This window comes from Rhodococcus sp. OK519 (genome assembly GCF_003051005.1).
Classification (GTDB): Bacteria; Actinomycetota; Actinomycetes; order Mycobacteriales; family Mycobacteriaceae; genus Prescottella.
The window spans coordinates 1,073,839-1,092,203 of the sequence record NZ_QAOW01000001.1 but is presented as its reverse complement, the minus strand read 5'-3'; the positions used below and the strand labels follow the sequence as shown (position 1 = coordinate 1,092,203).

At 68.9% G+C, this 18,365-nt stretch carries 13 protein-coding genes; 1 reads left to right on the top strand and 12 read right to left on the bottom strand.

The features are described 5' to 3' along the window. Window positions 1–25: 25 nt before the first annotated feature. A complete protein-coding gene (locus C8K36_RS05110) occupies window positions 26–1,933 on the bottom strand; it encodes a YhgE/Pip domain-containing protein (RefSeq protein ID WP_107983273.1) in 1,908 nt (635 codons plus the stop codon). 249 nt (window positions 1,934–2,182) lie between these two features. Here C8K36_RS05110 and C8K36_RS05105 point away from each other — a divergent pair, with 249 nt between their 5' ends. Beyond that, a complete protein-coding gene (locus tag C8K36_RS05105; RefSeq protein WP_420910857.1) occupies window positions 2,183–2,989 on the top strand; it encodes an NAD-dependent protein deacetylase in 807 nt (268 codons plus the stop codon). 9 nt (window positions 2,990–2,998) lie between these two features. Here the strand turns inward: C8K36_RS05105 and proB are convergent, their stop codons facing one another. The 11 genes from proB to C8K36_RS05050 form a co-directional block, all read right to left on the bottom strand. Continuing rightward, a complete protein-coding gene (gene proB / locus C8K36_RS05100) occupies window positions 2,999–4,099 on the bottom strand; it encodes a glutamate 5-kinase (protein WP_107983271.1) in 1,101 nt (366 codons plus the stop codon). After that, window positions 4,096–5,556: a GTPase ObgE gene (obgE, locus tag C8K36_RS05095; RefSeq protein ID WP_107983270.1), complete on the bottom strand. Its 1,461-nt coding sequence runs from the start codon at window positions 5,554–5,556 to the stop codon at window positions 4,096–4,098. The genes proB and obgE overlap by 4 nt, the downstream gene beginning before the upstream one ends. Window positions 5,557–5,772: 216 nt before the next feature. Beyond that, window positions 5,773–6,036, bottom strand: coding sequence for a 50S ribosomal protein L27 (gene rpmA, locus C8K36_RS05090; protein ID WP_107983269.1), 264 nt, complete (start codon window positions 6,034–6,036; stop codon window positions 5,773–5,775). 50 nt (window positions 6,037–6,086) lie between these two features. Continuing rightward, window positions 6,087–6,398 carry a 50S ribosomal protein L21 gene (gene rplU, locus C8K36_RS05085; RefSeq protein ID WP_005512259.1) on the bottom strand — a complete coding sequence of 104 codons (312 nt, stop codon included), beginning with the start codon at window positions 6,396–6,398 and terminating at the stop codon, window positions 6,087–6,089. 260 nt (window positions 6,399–6,658) lie between these two features. Further along, window positions 6,659–9,817 (bottom strand): Rne/Rng family ribonuclease, encoded by a 3,159-nt coding sequence (locus C8K36_RS05080; RefSeq protein WP_107983268.1) that lies wholly within the window; start codon window positions 9,815–9,817, stop codon window positions 6,659–6,661. Between the two features lie 456 nt (window positions 9,818–10,273). Beyond that, window positions 10,274–10,693, bottom strand: coding sequence for a nucleoside-diphosphate kinase (gene ndk / locus C8K36_RS05075; RefSeq protein WP_107983267.1), 420 nt, complete (start codon window positions 10,691–10,693; stop codon window positions 10,274–10,276). A gap of 18 nt (window positions 10,694–10,711) precedes the next feature. Further along, a complete protein-coding gene (locus C8K36_RS05070) occupies window positions 10,712–11,044 on the bottom strand; it encodes a DUF4233 domain-containing protein (protein WP_258195269.1) in 333 nt (110 codons plus the stop codon). A 77-nt stretch (window positions 11,045–11,121) separates the two neighbouring features. Beyond that, window positions 11,122–12,552 carry a bifunctional tetrahydrofolate synthase/dihydrofolate synthase gene (gene folC, locus C8K36_RS05065; protein ID WP_107983265.1) on the bottom strand — a complete coding sequence of 477 codons (1,431 nt, stop codon included), beginning with the start codon at window positions 12,550–12,552 and terminating at the stop codon, window positions 11,122–11,124. After that, window positions 12,549–15,239, bottom strand: a complete 2,691-nt coding sequence (locus C8K36_RS05060) for a valine--tRNA ligase (RefSeq protein ID WP_107983264.1) — start codon at window positions 15,237–15,239, stop codon at window positions 12,549–12,551. Before C8K36_RS05060 ends, folC begins: the two co-directional genes overlap by 4 nt. 422 nt (window positions 15,240–15,661) lie before the next feature. Next, the gene (locus C8K36_RS05055; RefSeq protein WP_107983263.1) at window positions 15,662–17,698 is read right to left on the bottom strand and encodes an alpha/beta fold hydrolase; all 2,037 of its coding nucleotides are present in this window, start codon (window positions 17,696–17,698) and stop codon (window positions 15,662–15,664) included. 36 nt (window positions 17,699–17,734) lie between these two features. Then, window positions 17,735–18,343, bottom strand: coding sequence for a GNAT family N-acetyltransferase (locus tag C8K36_RS05050; RefSeq protein ID WP_107983262.1), 609 nt, complete (start codon window positions 18,341–18,343; stop codon window positions 17,735–17,737). Window positions 18,344–18,365 lie beyond the last annotated feature (22 nt).

The following is an 18,365-nucleotide window of genomic DNA, read 5'->3' as shown; positions in this document are numbered from 1 at the left end:
CCCGGCCCTCCGTGCGCCCGCCTGCTCAGCCGATGCGTTCCATCACGACGGTCGGATCCTCCTGCGGGGCACTGTCGTCGACGAACGGTTCGAGCCGTCGGCGCCACCAGATGGTGAAGGCCACCGCCACGACGACGAGACCCGCCAGTGCGGCGACCGCGATCCAGAACCTCGGACCGTAGTAGCCGACGAGCACCATCCGCATCGCGTTACGCGCCCACGTCAGCGGCATCAGGTCGTGCAGCCAGCGCACCGGCGCCGGCATCTGCTCGATCGGGTACACCGCTCCGAAGGCGAAGATCTGGATCATCAAGGCGCCCAGTGCCACGAAGGTGCCGTTGACGGCGCCGAACACGACTGTGAACAGGCGACCGGAGGCGACGGCGGCAGCACCGACGAGGATCATGACCGCGATCATCGCGAGGACACTCGGCGGATCGACGTCGGCAACGACGAGCGAGACCACCGACGCAACGAGGGCCGCGACCAGCGTGACGGCCGCGGGAACCCGGTACCGCCGCAGACCCTCCCGGATCACACTCTCGTGCACACGTTGAGTCCGGCCCCGACGCGGGCGGACGACGAACCAGATCAGGATGCCGCACAGGAACAGCAGCACCGACATCACGGCCGGCACCGCGCCCGGACCGAACCCGGCCGCCGGATAGGCGTATGTCTCCTCGACGGCGACCGGCGCCGACAGCAGGCCCGCGGTGGTCGCCCGTTGCTCGTCGCTGAACTGCGGAACCTGCGCGGCGCCGTCGGTCAGCCCGGTCGCGAGTTCATTGCTGCCGGTGTTCAGCTGACCCATGCCCGATGAAAGCTGCCCCAGACCGTCGCGGAGCGCGATACCGCCGGTGTTGAGCTGACCGAGGCCCGACGACAGCTCGTTCGCGCCGGTGCTCAATTGCTGCGCACCCGACGTCAGCTGCCCCAGCCCGGTGTTCAGTTCTCCGGCGCCCGCGGCCGCCGACATCAGGCCGCCACGGTATTCGGCGGCCGGATCGGTGAGCTGACGAGCGAGCTGGCGCGCACCGTCCCTCAACTCCACGAGCTGGGACTGGATGTCGCCCTGCTCGCCGAGCACGCTGAGCAGCGGCCCGGTGACCGTGTCGACGAGTTCACTGATCTGCTTCGCCCCGGCACCCAATTCGTCGGTGCCGCCCACGAGCTGGTTCAGACCCGCGTTCAACTCACCTGAACCGGCCGCGGCCTGGCCCGCGCCCGTTGCGAGCTCACCGGCACCGGCCGCGAGCTCGGTTCCGCCCTGGTTTGCCTCGCCGAGCCCGGCCGACAGTTCCTTGCTGCCCGCGTACAGCTCGTTGGTACCTGCCAGCGCGTCCTTCGTACCGGCCGAGAGCTGCTGGGCGCCGGCAGCGGCGTCGCCGAAGCCCTTGCCCAGATCGCCGAGTCCGATGAGAACCTGGTCGACGGACTGCTCGCCGATCGACTCGGACACCGCCGACCGCACCTGCGCGACGACGCTCTCCCCGACCGGTGTCGCCACCAGGCTGTTGTAGTCGTTGTAGACCACGTCGAGCTGCGCCTTGCGCCCGTCCCCGCTCGCGGCGCTCGCGACGTCCGCGCTGAACGTCTCCGGAATGACGACCGAGAAGTAGTAGCTGCCGTCGTCGACTCCGTCCTGGGCCTGCTGGGCGGAGACCACCTTCCAGTCGACGTCGCCGCCGTCGACGAGCGCGGCCACCACCTCGTCGCCGGCAACGATCCGGGTCCCGTCGACATCGGCACCTGCGTCGGCATTGACGATCGCGACCGGCAACCGGTTCACGGTGTCACCCGGATTCCACAACGCCCACATGTAGAAGCCGGCGATCGCGAGCGGCGCGATGACGAGCACCGCCAGAATCGTGCGGATGACGTGCGCGCGACGCGTGGAAGCGCCGGGCTCATCGGAACGGGATGTGGGCACCATGAAGAGCTCTCTCGTTGGGGGACCGAGGGGCGGCCGTCGTTCACGAACGCCGCCGACGTGGACATATGTCCAATTTGGTCACGATAGAGAGTGAAATCGTTCACGGTGGCATTTCCGCCGAATTGGGCGGCAACCCGCGAGCACCGCCCGCGAGAACGGGTGATCGAGACGTCCGTTCTCGGTCCCCGACCACCACCGTGGATCGAACGGATCGGACACGCGCCTACCCTGGATCGGGTGATCGACCGAATGCTCGAACTGCTCCACGGCCGCCGAGTGTGTGTGCTGACCGGGGCGGGAATCTCCACCGACTCCGGAATCCCCGACTATCGCGGCCCCGATTCCCCACCGCGGAACCCGATGACCTACCAGCAGTTCGTGGGCGATCCCTCTTTCCGCCGCCACTACTGGGCCCGCAACCATCTCGGCTGGCGGCACATGGACGCAGCCCAGCCCAACACCGGGCACCGCGCGGTCGCCGATCTCGAACGGGCCGGCGTCGTACACGGCGTCATCACCCAGAACGTCGACCTGCTGCACACCAAGGCCGGCACCCGGCGGGTGATCGACCTCCACGGCAGCTATGCGCAGGTGCGGTGCCTCGATTGCGGCGCCCGCCTGTCCCGGATGACGCTCGCCGAGCGCCTCGACGCCGCCAACCCTGCCTTTGCGGACACCGTCGCCGGCGCGACCGGGGTGGAGATCGCGCCCGACGCCGATGCCGTCATCGAGACCACCGACCACTTCCTGATGGTCGACTGCGCCGAGTGCGGCGGAATGCTCAAGCCCGACATCGTCTACTTCGGCGAAAGCGTCCCCAAACCCCGTGTGGCCGCCGCGTTCGAGATGGTCTCCGACGCCGACGCCCTGCTGGTCGTCGGCTCGTCCCTCACGGTGATGTCGGGTCTGCGCTTCGTGCGGCGCGCCGCCCGCGACGGACTACCGATCGTCATCGTCAACCGCGGGACGACGCGGGGCGACGAGTTCGCGACGCTCAAGATCGAGCAGGGCTGCTCGGACGTACTGCAGTCGCTCGTTTCCGCGCTCCCCGCCTGACCGGAACCGCTACAGCGCCACCAGGTCGTCGGCGTGGACGACGGGACGGTGCATGTCCGCCGGCAGATCGGTGGTCGACCGACCGAGCATCTCCTCGATCTCCGTCGAGTCGTACGCCACCACGCCACGTGCGACGGGACGGTCCTCGGGCCCGATGAGCGACACGACGTCGCCGCCGTAGAACCGACCCCCGACGGCGGTGATGCCGGCGGGCAGGAGTGAGCGCCGGCGCTCCACCACCGCCCGGACGGCGCCCGCGTCGAGATGTAGCGCGCCCTGGGTGTCGGCGGCGTGCCGAACCCAGAACTTGCGCGCCGACATCCGGTGCGGACGAGCCGCGAACACGGTGCCGACGTCGGCCGTGGTGAGCGCCGACGCCGCATCCGAGGCCGCGGTCAGGAGAACCGGGACGCCCGAGTCGGCCGCCAGACGCGCGGCCGACAGCTTGGACGCCATGCCGCCCGTGCCCAGCGCTCCCCCGGAACCTGCCACCACACCGTCGAGATCCTCGGGGCTGTTCACCTCAGGAATCAGTGTGGCGCCACCCTTTCGGGGATCGCCGTCGTACAGACCGTCGACGTCGGACAGCAGTACCAACGCGTCCGCGCCGACGAGATGCGCGACCAGCGCTGCGAGCCGGTCGTTGTCACCGAACCGCAGTTCCGTCGTTGCGACGGTGTCGTTCTCGTTGACGATGGCCACCGCGTGCAGAGCGCGCAGCCGATCGAGGGTGCGCTGCGCGTTGCGATGCTGCGTGCGCCGGGCGATGTCGTCCGCGGTGAGCAGTACCTGCCCCACGGTGCGCCCGTACCGCGCGAACGACGTCCCCCACGCATGTGCAAGCGCCAACTGACCGACACTGGCCGCAGCCTGCTTGGTGGCGAGATCCCTTGGGCGGTGAGTCAATCCGAGCGGCGCGAGACCGGCGCCGACCGCGCCCGAGGACACGACCACGACGTCCGATCCGGCCCGCATCCGCGCCTCGAGCGCGTCCGCGAGCAGGTTGAGCCGTCCGACGTCGAGTCCACCGATCAGGCTCGTCAGAGCCGAGGACCCGATCTTGACGACGATGCTGCGCGCGGACGCGATGGCCGCTCTGGTCTCGCTCACCGGCCTTCGGGATCCTCGCTGTCGAGTCCGCGGCGAACCTTGCGGGCATGCTTGCGCTCGGACGCGCCGATGCGCTCGTCCTGGTCGAGGCGGGCATCGGTGCCACGACCGGTGCGGACGATGTCGACGCCTGCGGCGGTCTGCGGCTCCCACTCGAATCCGACGTCGCCGATGGTCACGAAGGCGCCCGGCTTGGCGCCGTGCTTGACGAGCGCGGCCTCGACGCCGAGGCGCGCCAGACGGTCCGCGAGGTAGCCGACGGCCTCGTCGTTGTCGAAGGCGGTCTGCCGCACCCAACGCTCGGGCTGAACGCCGCGCACGATGAAGCCACCCGGCTGATTCGGATCGGCGATGACGTCGAACCCGGTCTCCTTCGCGGCGATCGGACGGATGATCTGACGCTTGGGCTCGGCCTTGGGGTGCGCCTCACGGTAGTCGGCGACCATCTTGCCCAATGCGAAGATCAAGGGCCGCAAGCCCTCCCGGCTCACCGCCGAAATCGTGTACACCGGCCATCCGCGCGCCTCGAAGTCCGGCGTCACCATTTCGGCCAGCTCGGCTGCCTCGGGGACGTCGGCCTTGTTGAGGATCACGATGCGGGGACGGTCGGCGAGATCACCGAGGCTCGCGTCGCCCTTCAGCGCCGGCTGGTAGGCCGCCAGCTCGGCCTCGAGGGCGTCGACGTCGGAGATCGGGTCCCGGCCCGGCTCGAGCGTCGCGCAGTCCACGACGTGCGCGAGCACCGCGCAGCGCTCGAGGTGCCGCAGGAAGTCCAGACCGAGTCCGCGGCCCTGGCTCGCGCCCGGGATCAGACCCGGCACATCGGCGACCGTGAACGTAGTGTCGCCACTCGCGACGACACCGAGGTTCGGCTGGAGCGTCGTGAACGGGTAGTCGCCGATCTTCGGCTTCGCAGCCGACAGGACCGACACCAGCGACGACTTGCCGGCGGAGGGGAACCCGACGAGGCCCACGTCGGCGACCGACTTGAGTTCGAGGATCAGGTCGCCCGCCTCGCCCTCCTCACCGAGGAGTGCGAAGCCCGGGGCCTTGCGCGCCTTGGACGCCAGCGAGGCGTTACCCAGGCCGCCGCGGCCGCCGCGGGCAGCGACGAACCGGGTCCCGATTCCGACGAGGTCGGCGAGGACCTCCCCGTCCTTGTCGACGACGACGGTGCCGTCCGGAACCTTGAGGATCAGGTCCGAGCCGTTGGCACCTTCACGGTTGCCGCCCATACCCTGCGTGCCACTGGTCGCCTTGGCACGCGCGTGGAAGTGGAAGTCGAGGAGGGTGTGGACGTTACCGTCCACCTCGAGCACGACATCCCCGCCGCGACCACCGTTGCCACCGTCGGGGCCGCCGAGCGGCTTGAACTTCTCGCGGTGGACGGAGGCGCAACCATTGCCGCCTTTTCCGGCGCTGACGTGCAGCACCACGCGGTCAATGAATCGGGACATGACTGCCGGATCCTTCCTCAGTCAATTCTTCTGGCGGAGAGTGCGCGGCGCGAACGAGACGAGCGCACCGCTGATGAAAACAACATCTCTGGAAACAACAATAGGGGCGGGCAGGGTTGTGAGACCCTGGCCCGCCCCTACTGGGAGATCGGAAGTGATATCGGACCCGTCAGCGTATCGACACGTCGGGAGTCCGGATCACAGTCGGCAGGAGACCTAGGCCTCTACCGCGACCGGAACGATGTTCACGGTCTTGCGCCCACGCTTGGTGCCGAACTCAACGGCGCCCGCAGCCAGAGCGAACAGGGTGTCGTCACCGCCACGACCGACGTTGACGCCGGGGTGGAAGTGGGTGCCGCGCTGACGCACCAGGATCTCGCCGGCGCTGACGGACTGGCCGCCGAAGCGCTTCACGCCGAGTCGCTGTGCGTTTGAATCGCGACCGTTACGGGAGCTGGATGCACCCTTTTTATGTGCCATGTCGAATCCCTCCCAGGAATCGGTGAAAGCTGAATCGGTGAAAGGTCGAGCTACTTGATACCGGTGACCTTGAGGACCGTCAGCTTCTGACGGTGACCCTGGCGCTTGTGGTACCCGGTCTTGTTCTTGAACTTGTGGATCCGGATCTTCGGGCCCTTGGTGTGCTCGACAACCTCGCCGGTCACGGAGATCTTCGCCAGCTTGTCGGCGTCGGTGGTCAGCTCGGACCCATCGACCACGAGGACCGGGGCAAGCGAGACAGCGGTGCCGGGCTCACCCTCGATCTTCTCGACCTTGACGAGGTCACCAACAGCGACCTTGTACTGCTTTCCGCCGGTCTTGACGATCGCGTACGTTGCCATCGGACGGCTACCCCTTGCTACTTCGAACGTGCTCGCGCGGCTGCCGTCAGGCTTTTGTTGCTGCGCGACTGGTCTGGTGTGGCGGCTACCCCTTGCGCGCCCGTGGTATGCCCAAAGCGGGCGCAGCAGAGCGGTATCGCCGGGTAGCGACCGGTCAAGATTACGGGACAGGGGCCGTCAGGGTCAAACTGACGCAACACCGTTCCCGCGGCGGTGCTTCGCCACTCGCTCTGGCGAGCGACGAAGCACCACGAACTGGGTCAGGCATCCACCGGCGGACCGGCGGGACGGGCGGCTGCACGGCGCCGGCGCGGCTTGCGCGGAGCTGCCGCAGTCTCGGCAGCCTCCTCACCGTCCGGTGCCGCAGTCGTCACAGGAGCCTCCGTGGGAGCCTCCGACGCCGCCGACGACTCTGCTTGCGGAGCGGGCTCCGTGTCGGAGATCACGACCACGGCCCCCGAATCCGGGGCATCAGGTGTCGGCGCGGCCGCCGCACGCGAGACCCTCCGACTCCGGCGTCGGCGCGGCGCCGGCTCGGCGTCGGGCGCGGGTTCCACGGCCGGCGGTTCCGGAGTTGCCTCCGGCTCCGTCCGGGGAGTCCCCTCGGCCGACTCGTCGGTGGCCGCGATCTCGCCGCCCTCGTCGTCCGGGTGGTGCGACGCCATCGCGAGCGCCACCGGATGTGCGCGCTTGACGGTCGCGTCCGCAGCCACCTCCTCGGGCGACGGGTGCGCATGCTGCCCGTTCGACGTCGACGGAGATGTCGGCTCGGGCGCGGGCTCGGGCTCCGGCTCCGGAGCCGCTGCGGCCGCACGGTCGCGACCGCGCTTCTTGCGACCGCCGCCGCCGGATTCCTTGCCCTGTCCGCGCCCGCTGTCGTCGGCAGACTTCGGCTCGACCGGCTCGGCCTGGACGATGATGCCCCGACCATGGCAGTGCTCACAGGTGGTCGAGAACGCCTCGACCAGCCCGGTGCCGAGCTTCTTCCGCGTGACCTGGACGAGCCCCAGCGACGTCACCTCGGACACCTGATGACGCGTGCGGTCCCGCCCGAGCGACTCGGTGAGCCTGCGCAGCACCAGGTCGCGGTTCGATTCCAGCACCATGTCGATGAAGTCGATGACGATCATGCCGCCGATGTCGCGCAGACGCATCTGCCGCACGATCTCCTCGGCAGCCTCGAGGTTGTTCCGTGTGACGGTCTCCTCGAGATTGCCGCCGGCACCGGTGAACTTGCCGGTGTTGACGTCGACCACGGTCATCGCCTCGGTGCGGTCGATCACCAGGGTCCCACCGGACGGCAGCCACACCTTGCGATCGAGCGCCTTCGCGATCTGTTCGTCGATGCGATGCGTCTCGAACACGTCCGGGGTCCCCGGCGCGGATGCATACCGCTCGACCCGCGGCAGCAGATCGGGTGCCACCGTCTTGATGTAGGTCTCGACGGTGTTCCACGCCTTGTCGCCCTCGATGACGAGCTTCGAGAAGTCCTCGTTGAACAGGTCGCGGACGACCTTGACCAGAAGGTCGGGCTCCTCGTACAGCGCCTGCGGCGAACCGGACTTGCCGTCCTTCGCCTTCGCGGCCTGCTCCTCGATCGTCGCCCACTGCGACTGCAGACGGCTGACGTCGCGCGAGAGTTCTTCCTCGCTCACGCCCTCCGACGCCGTCCGAATGATCACACCGGCATCCGCCGGCACGATCTCACGGAGGATCTCCTTGAGACGCTTGCGCTCGGTGTCGGGCAGCTTGCGACTGATGCCGGTGGACGTACCACCGGGCACGTACACGAGGAAACGTCCGGCCAGGCTGATCTGCGTGGTCAGGCGGGCGCCCTTGTGTCCCACCGGATCCTTGCTGACCTGGACCAGAACCTGATCGCCGGGCCGCAGGGCCTGCTCGATCTTTCGCTCACGACCGCCGAGACCGGCAGCCTCCCAGTTGACCTCACCCGCGTACAGCACGCCGTTGCGTCCACGACCGATGTCGATGAAGGCCGCCTCCATGCTGGGCAGCACGTTCTGCACGCGGCCCAGGTACACGTTGCCGACCATCGATGTCGAGGAAGATCCGGTGACGAAGTGCTCCACGAGCACGCCGTCCTCGAGGACCGCGACCTGCGTGGACGCAGCCGGATCGGTGCCGCCGACCTTCTCGCGGACGACCATCACACGGTCGACCGCCTCACGGCGGGCCAGGAATTCCGACTCACTCAGGATCGGCGGACGGCGACGTCCGGCGTCACGGCCGTCGCGGCGGCGCTGACGCTTCGCCTCGAGGCGGGTCGATCCGCTGATCCCCTGCACCTCGTCCTTGGTGCGCGGCTTGGCACTGCGCGGCTCCCGCTCGTGCACGACGGTATTCGGCGGATCGTCCTCGGACGCGGCCTCGCCATCGGCGCCACCACGGCGACGGCGACGGCGGCGACGACGGCGGCTCGAGCCGTCACCGTCGTCATCGGACTCCGACGGTTCGCTCTCCGCGCTCTCGTCCTCGGTGCCTTCTTCGGCCTCCGGCGTCTCGTCGGCATCCTTGCCCACGGTGTCGGCGGGAGCGTCCTCGCCCTTCTCGGTGTCCTCGGCCTCGCCGTCCGCCGCCTGCTCACCACGTCCGCGTCCGCGTCCGCGGCGGCCACGACGACGACGACGCTGCTGATCGCTGCCGTCGCCCTCACCCGAGTCGCCGGCTTCGGTGCTCTCGGCAGCCTCTTCAGTCGCGTCAGCCGTGGGCTCTTCGTCTGCAGGCTTCCGGGTGGTCGCATCGGCGACGGCCGGAGCGTTCTCGTCCCGCGACTCCTCGGCCACCTCGGGGGCAGCTGCCGCCCTCCTGCTGCGTCGACGACGCGGGGCGGGCTCCGCCGACGCGGCGTCGGGCTGCAGGAAGAGGGGCACCTGCATTGCCGCAGGAGCCGACGACTCGTCGCTGCCGGCGCCCGGATCGACGTTGGCGAACAGCGCATCCTTGGCGTCGGACGACTCGGCAGCCGCCTCGACGACCTCGGTGGTCTTGGCGGCCTTGGGCGCGGCCTTCTTACGGGCTCGCTTGCGGGGCGCCGGCTTCTCCGCCGGAGCGGGTACCTCCGGCGCCTGCTCCGCGGCCGTTTCGGTCGGGGGTTGCTCGACGGCGGGCTCGGGCGCCGCGGGAACGGTGTCCGGAACCTCCGGGGCGGAAACCGCGGGGGTACCCGAGACAGTCGCGTGGATGCGTTCGGCGATCTCACGCGGGAGACTCGACTGCGCGCTGCGCAGTTCGGTGCCGAGGGCAGCCGCCTCCGCGAGCACCTGCTTGCTCGTCACACCGAGCAGCTTGGCCAACGCGTGGGCGCGAATCTTCTCGGGCAGCACCAAGCCTGCACTGGCTTCGGCCGACGCTTCCGCGATCGGTTCCTGGACGTTCTCGGGCGGCACTTGATCGGCCACGTATTCTCCTCGAGCCCCCGGGCGCGTCCATCCGTCTTTCGATCGGATGTGACGCGGCCGCGCGGGGGCGATGGTTGTGTACTCGCACCTCAGGTACGAGATTGTCTGGTCTCGCTCCACGTGCTCCACAGTGTCCGTTAATCACTGCAGAGGCGCGCGGTGCCTGGCTGGATGGCGGCGATCCACGGCGCGGGCGCCTGACCGTTCACGGAGCGAGCGCCTGATCATCCAGCGTGCCGCACGTTGCAGGGGTGACCTGCGCTGATGTGGCAGCGATGACGGGCTTTGCGCCATGGGTGTCATCCGGCCGAATCCGCGTGAAGCCAAATTGCGGTCCGGCCTTCCTCAGTATCCCACACGGCAGCGCATTGTCCGCCCAGCGGCGCACCGATAGGTGCCGAAACGAAGGGACGCTCCACGGGCACGAGGCCCGGGAGCGTCCGGAGAGTGGGGGTATCAGGCCCCTGCGAGCTGGGGAAACCAGAGCGCGATTTCACGCTCGGCGGACTCGACGGAGTCGGATCCGTGAACGAGATTCTGCCCGCCGTCCAGAGCCAGATCGGCGCGGATCGTGCCGGGAACCGCCTTCTCGACGGGGTCGGTGCCACCGGCGATCTGACGGAAAGCCGCGATCGCCCGCGGGCCCTCCAGGACCGCCGCCACGAGCGGCCCCGACGTGATGAACTCGAGCAGCCCCGGGTAGAAGGGCTTGCCCTCGTGCTCGGCGTAATGGGTGGCGGCCACGCCGTTCGGCGCGGTCCGCATCTCCATCGCCGCAATGGCCAGGCCCTTGCGTTCGATGCGGGAGAGGATCTCGCCGACGTAGCCGCGGGCCACGCCGTCGGGCTTGATCAGTACCAGGGTGCGCTCAGTCACGGCGAACAGCCTAGACGGTCAGTCTCGTTGTCCGGGCAGCAGACCCCGCGCGATGCGCTCGGAGATGTCCTTGCGCAGGTACAGGAGGTACAGCCAGACCGCGCCGAAGAGCACGCCGATCACGCCGAGCGAGATGTCGATGAAGAACCCGAGGATCGTCGCGACCTGCAGCGCGAGGTTGAACTTCATGGCCCACGGCTTACCCTGTACGCCGGCGCCGAGGATCATCAACAGCGCCAGGATGCAGATGTAGAGGCCCGACGCCCACGTCAGCCCCGTCGAGTTGACGACCGCCACGACCGGCAGGGCCAACAACACGACGATGGCCTCGAGGATCAGGGTGCCGGCCATCACGCCGCGGAACCCCTTCCACGGGTCGTTCACCGGCGGATGGAACCGCGGTTCCGGGGTGGATTCTGGGGTGTCGCTCACGCGGGATCCTTTCCGAACAGGGACCGGGCGACGCCCGCGGTCACGACGGACCCGGTGACGACGACTCCCGCTCCCGATACTGCCTCACCGGGTTCGGCCACCTCTTCGGCCAACCCGATCGCGGTCTCGAGGGCGTCCGGCAGGGTGGACGCCACCACCACTCGTTCGTCACCGAACCGCGCCACCGCACGGTTCGCGAGGTCCTCGACATCCATGGCGCGCGGGGACCCGTTGTGGGTCACGACGATCTCGTCGAAGACGGGCTCGAGTGCGGCCAGGATGCCGTCGACGTCCTTGTCTCCCATGACGCTGACGACGCCGACGAGCTTGCGGAAGTCGAATTCCGCGGACAGCGCGGCCGCGAGGGCCTGCGCCCCGTGCGGGTTGTGCGCGGCGTCGAGGAACACCGTCGGCGCGTTGCGGACCCGCTCGAGCCGTCCCGGGTTGACGACGGACGCGAAGCCGGCCCGGATCGCGTCCGCGTCGAGCTGACGGCCGGGTCCCGCACCGAAGAACGCCTCGACCGCCGCGAGTGCCAGTGACGCGTTGCGCGCCTGATGCTCGCCGTGCAGTGGCAGGAAGATGTCCTCGTACACGCCGCCGAGTCCCTGGAGCTCGAGCTGCTGACCGCCGATCGCGATCTGCCTCGCCAGCACCTTGAACTCGGACCCCTCGCGGGCCACGGCCGCGTCGACCTCCACGGCCCGTCGCAGCAGCACGTCCATGACCTCGGGCGTCTGCTCGGCGATGATCGCGACGGTGTCGACCGGGTCGACACCCTCGACGCCGCTGTCGCGGCCCTTCTTGATGATTCCGGCCTTCTCCCCCGCGATCGACGCGAGGTCGGGGCCGAGGTAGTCGACGTGGTCGAGTCCGATCGGGGTGATGACCGCGACCTGGGCGTCGATGACGTTGGTGGCGTCCCACTTGCCGCCGAGGCCCGTCTCGACGACGGCGACGTCCACCGGCGCCTCGGCGAATGCGGCGTAGGCCATCGCGGTAGTGACCTCGAACTTGCTCATCGCGGGGCCGCCGGCAGCCTCGGACTGCCGGTCGATCATCGCGATGTACGGCTCGAGCTCACGGTAGGTGTCGACGTATGTCCGCACGGAGATCGGGAACCCGTCGATGCTGATCCGCTCGGTCGCCACCTGCAGGTGCGGACTCGTGGTCCGGCCGGTACGGCGGTGCAGGTGGGTCATCAGCGCGTCGATCATTCGCGTCACCGACGTCTTGCCGTTGGTGCCGGCGACATGGATGGACGGATAGTTCTGTTGCGGCGAGCCGAGCAGATCCATCAGCGCGGAGATCCGGGTCAGCGACGGCTCGATCTTGGTTTCGGGCCATCGCTGGTCCAGCTCCGCCTCGACGAGTGCGAGTTCGGCGAGATCGACCGGGTCGGGTGCGCCCGGACGTTCGGTACTCACGCTCCGCCCAGCTCCTTCAGACGTGCCGACATGCGGGTGATCTCCTCCTGCGCCACCTGCTGGCGCGCACGGATCTTGTCGACGACCGCGTCGGGCGCCTTGGCCAGGAATGCCTCGTTCGACAGCTTGGCTGTGGTACCTGCGAGTTCCTTCTCGGAGACCGCGAGGTCCTTCTCGAGGCGCTTCTTCTCGGCGCCCAGATCGACGGTGCCCGACGTGTCGAGCTCGACGGTCACGGTGGCCTTGCTCAGGCGCACCTCGACCGATGCGGTCGCCGCGAACGTCTCGGACGGTTCCGTCAGCTTCGCGAGAGACGCCACCGACGCCAGCTGCGTCTCGATGTCCGCCTCGGCGGCACCGGTCAGGCGTGCGGCCACCTTCTGCGACGGCTTGAGCCCCTGGTCGCTGCGGAAGCGCCGGACCTCGGTCACCAGGCGCTGCATGTCCTCGACGCGCTGGGCCGCAACGGGATCCGTCGCGATACCCGTCGCGGCCGGCCAGTCGGCGATCACGACGGACTCGCCGCCGGTGAGGACCTTCCACAGCGTCTCGGTGACGAACGGGATCACCGGGTGCAGCATCCGCAGCAGCGTGTCGAGCACGTTGCCCAGCACGGCCTTGGTGCCCTCGGCGTGGACGGACCCCTCGGCCAACTGCACCTTGGCGAGCTCGAGGTACCAGTCACAGACCTCGTCCCACGCGAAGTGGTAGAGCGCCTCGCAGGCCTTGGAGAACTCGAACTTCTCGAACGCCTCGTCGACCTCGCCGCGGACCTGCTCGAGCCGGTCGAGAATCCAGCGGTCGGTGTCGGTGAGCTGATCGCGGGGCGGCAGCTCCGCCACGACCGCGCCGTTCATGAGCGCGAACTTGGTGGCGTTGAACAGCTTGTTCGCGAAGTTGCGGGACGACTGCGCGTGGTCCTCGCCGACCGCGAGGTCGCTGCCCGGGTTGGCGCCGCGGGCGAGCGTGAAGCGCAGCGCATCGGCACCGAAGCGGTCGACCCAGTCGAGCGGGTCGATGCCGTTGCCGCGGGACTTCGACATCTTCTTGCCGAACTGGTCACGGACCAGGCCGTGCAGGAACAGATCCTTGAACGGGACCTTCCCGAGCGACATTTCCCCGTCGCTTCGCTCGCCCCGGCCCGCCGCGTCGTCGCCGGCCACGTACGTGCCGAACATCATCATGCGGGCCACCCAGAAGAACAGGATGTCGTAGCCGGTGACGAGAACACTGGTGGGGTAGAACTTCTCGATCTCGGGGGTCTTGTCGGGCCAGCCCATCGTGGAGAACGGCCACAGGCCCGACGAGAACCAGGTGTCGAGGACGTCGGGATCCTGCTCCCAGCCCTCGGGTGCGGTCTCGTCCGGGCCGAAGCACTTGACCTCGCCGTCGGGGCCGTACCAGATCGGGATGCGATGGCCCCACCACAGCTGACGCGAGATGCACCAGTCGTGCATGTTGTCGACCCATGCGAACCAGCGCGGCTCCTGGCTTGCCGGATGAATCACGGTGTCGCCGTTGCGAACCGCATCACCGGCAGCCTTGGCGAGCGCGTCGACCTTGACCCACCACTGCATCGACAGCCGCGGCTCGATGGTCTCGCCCGAGCGCTCCGAGTGGCCGACGCTGTGCAGGTACGGGCGCTTCTCGGCGACGACGCGGCCCTGCTCGGCGAGGGCCTCGCGCACCTTGACGCGGGCCTCGAAGCGGTCCATGCCGTCGAACTGTGTTCCGGTGTCGGCGATCCGGCCGGTCTTGTCCATGATCGTGGGCATCGGCAGGTTGTGCCGCAGGCCCATCTCGAAGTCGTTGGGATCGTGCGCGGGGGTGATCTTCACGGCGCCGGTGCCGAACGTGGGATCGACGTAGTCGTCGGCGATGATCGGGATCTGTCGGCCCGTGAACGGGTGCTCGAGCGTGGTGCCGACGATGGCCTTGTACCGCTCGTCTTCGGGGTGGACGGCGACGGCCGTGTCACCGAGCATCGTCTCGACACGCGTGGTCGCGACGATCACGTGCGGCTCGTCGTCGCTGAGGGAGCCGTAGCGCAGCGAGACGAGCTCGCCCTCGACCTCCTCGAACTTCACCTCGATGTCCGAGATCGCGGTCTGCAGCACCGGCGACCAGTTGACCAGGCGCTCGGCGCGGTAGATGAGGCCGTCGTCGTACAGGCGCTTGAAGATCGTCTGGACGGCGCGCGAGAGGCCCTCGTCCATCGTGAAGCGGTCACGGGACCAGTCGACGCCGTCGCCGATGCGCCGCATCTGGCCCTGGATCGTGCCGCCGGACTCCCGCTTCCAGTCCCACACCTTGTCGATGAACAGCTCGCGGCCGAAGTCTTCCTTCTTCTTGCCGTCCGCGGCCAGCTGCTTCTCGACGATCGTCTGCGTCGCGATGCCCGCGTGGTCCATGCCGGGCAGCCACAAGACCTCGAACCCCTGCATACGCTTGCGGCGGCACAACGCGTCCATCAGCGTGTGGTCGAGCGCGTGACCCATGTGGAGCGAGCCGGTGACGTTGGGCGGCGGCAGCACGATCGAGTAGCCGGGCTTGTCGCTCGACGGGTCGGCCGTGAAGTAACCGGCATCCACCCAACCCTGATACAAGTCGGCCTCGACCGCGCTGGGGTCCCAGCTCTTGGGGAGGGCGTCTGCGGGGTTCTGGGGAGTCTCTGGCGCACTGGTCACCCCCCAATCGTAATCAGTGGCGGCGAATCGCCCGGACCCGGCTCGGCACCCCCTTCACGACCCCCTCCACCTCCCCGGCCCCTCCCCCTCGCGTTTTGCGCACTTGTCGCGCCCCACGCGCCCCGATTCCCGCGTTTCGCGCACTTAGCGCGTTGCTTGCAGCCCCGAAAACGTGCGACGGCTGTTCGTCACCACCCCGTGACGAACATGTACCAGTCGCCACGCAGGTGAGAGAAGCTCGGACCTTCGCCCACCGTCAGATCCACCCCGGTGGGCGCGCGAACAGCGCACGCACCCGCCCCCGCAGCGCCGAGCTGCCAGCGCCCTCACGGTTCGTGTCCACCCTCGACTCCCCCCTCGCGATTTGCGCACTTATCGCTGCCCCAACTCGATTTGGTACACGACAAGTGCGCAAAACGCCTTCAGGAGCCGAGCACGTCCGGGAGCGGTACCTCTTCCTCGAGTACGTGCTCGGCCAGGAACGACTCGACCACCTGATACCAGATCTTGGCGTGCTGGGGGCTGAGCACCCAGTGGTTCTCGTCCGGGAAGTACAGGAAGCGATGATCGGTCCTGCCCTCGGCGTCGGCCGGCAGGCCCGATTCCGACAGCAACTCGTACCAGAGGCGCAGGCCCTCGCCGATGGGCACTCGGTAGTCCTTGTCGCCGTGAATCACCAGCATCGGGGTGACGATGTCGGCGACGGCCAAGTGAGGGGAGTTCTCGAACGCCATCTCCGGGGTCATCTCGCGTGCCCAGAACCAGGCTGCGTCGGTGGTCGGCGCGAACTGGTCCAGCGCCCACAGGCTGGCGTGCGTGACGATCGCCTGGAACCGGTCGGTGTGCCCGGCAATCCAGTTCGCCATGTAGCCGCCGAACGATCCGCCCATCGCGGCGGTGCGGTTCGCGTCGATCTCGGGTAGCGCGACGGCCGCGTCGGTGATCGCCATCAGGTCCGTGTACGGCGCCTTGCCCCATTGCCCCCACCCGCGCTGGACGAAGTCCTGGCCGTACCCGGTCGACAGGGCGGGATCGGGCAGCAGCACGGCGTAGCCCCTGGCGACCAACAGCCACGGATTCCACCGCCAGGACCACGTGTTCCACGAGTTGAGTGGACCACCGTGAACCCACAGCACCAACGGGGCCGGCGCGTCGGCCGATGCCGTCTCCGGCAGCGCGAGCCACGCACGCAGGGGTGTGCCGTCGTCGGCCTGCCCGACGACCTCGGTGAGGCGGCCCGGCAGTCGCGGCGCCTCGGACGGTGCCCGCAGTTCCGTGACGGTGCCGGTGAGGGTGACCCGGACCGGATGTGCGGGCTGCGCATACGACGCCCGCATCGCGTACACCGCCGAACCGTCGGGCGCGACAAGGAGATCGGTGTAGGCGGCGGCGTCGGAGGTCAATGCCGAAGGAATGCCGTCGCCGCGGAGCACGAAGATCGGGGCCCGCCCTCGGTCGTCGGCGGTGAGCACCACACCGTCGCCGTCGGGGAGCCACGCGACGGCCGTCGGCCAGCGATCCCAGCCGGACGCGAGGTCCGAGACGCGACTGTCCGCGAAGTCGAAGCGGTGCAGCGTGATCCGCGGCGCCTGGTCCGGATCGCCGTACGCCTCGCGGAGATACACGACGCTGGTGCCGTCGGGCGAGATCGCGGGGCGGGACAGGTCCGCTGCATCGTCGTCGACGAGCGTCACCCGCTCCCCCGTCTCACTATCGATCCGCACCAGGATGGTTCGCATCGTGCCGAGCACTCCCGGCAGCGCCCACGTACTCACGACGAACGACCCGTCGGCGGCGAGGTCGTAGTCCGCCTCGCGCAGGGCGATCCCGGGAACCGGGGTCAGGTCGTCGAGCGCGATCTCGTCGTCGACATCGAGCATCCCTGAAAGCAGATGCGGGACGTCGGGGCCGAGGTCGTGGTCCCAGTGGCGCACCGGGTAGCCGGTGTGCAGGATGGCGCTGACCTTCTTGTCCTTGCGCTCGCCGCGAATCCGCTCGTCGTCCTCGACGGTGCCCGCCGAGCCCAGCACGCCCGTCGACACGACCACCCGCGGCGCCGACCTGGCGGCGCGGACCCCCGAGATTCCGCCGCCGCGCGTAGCGATGCGGCGCGCCTCACCGCCACCTGCCGGAAGCCGCCACAGTGCGTTCGGGGCATCGTCGGAGCCGTCGGGTGCGGGCCGGGACGCCGTGAACAACAGGTCGCCGGCGCTCGTGAACGCCGCACCCGATTCGCCCTTCGATCCCCACGTCAGTCTGCGGGCCGGACGCTCACCGGCCGGATCGATCTCCCACAGCGCCGAGATGTACTTGGTCGCCTGGTCGTCGAGGACGGACTGCGAGACGACCAGACGCGTGCCGTCCGGGGACAGCGCGAGCCCCGACATGCGAGGCAGGGCCAAGTACGCATCGAGGTCGTCGAACGGCGTGCCGAGAGGGAGTTTCGGTGTGGAGGTCACCCCTGATTGGTACCACTGATCGGCACGTCGCCGAAGTCAGCGTGGATCGCGCCACATCTTCCACAGCGTCGGGCCGCCGTTCGGGATCACGATCCGTCCGCTGACCTGGAAGCCGAATCGTTCGTAGTACGGAATGTTGGCTTCCTTGCTGGACTCGAGATACGCCGGTGCCCCCTCGGCGTCGCAACGCGCCAGGCGCGAGTTCAGCAGGGCCTTCCCATAGCCCCCGCCTCGTCCCGCCGACGACGTGCCGATCGTCGCCAGGTACCAGTGCGGTTCGACGGGGTGGGCGGATTCGAGGGCGTTCGAGACCTCGGCACCCACCCGGAGTTTGCCGCCGAGCGCGCGGATCACGGCGGGCAGGCTGCGTAGCGAATCGAAGCTCGACTGTTTCCACCGGCCCGGCGGGTCCCACAGTGCGCCCCCGACGATCGTGCCGTCGGGTGCCTCCGCCAGTTCCGCTCCGCCACCGGCAAGGTGGTGGTAGCGGGTCTCCGCCGCGAACAGTCGCGCCATCCCGGCGGGTCGCTTCGCGTCGTCCGGGAACATCCAGCACATCACGGGGTCGTCGTCGAACGCGTCGGCAAGCGCGCGGGAAAGCGCGGAGATGTCGGCTCGGGTCACTGGTCTCACGACGACGCCCATGCCCGCGAGCGTACCGGTCGAC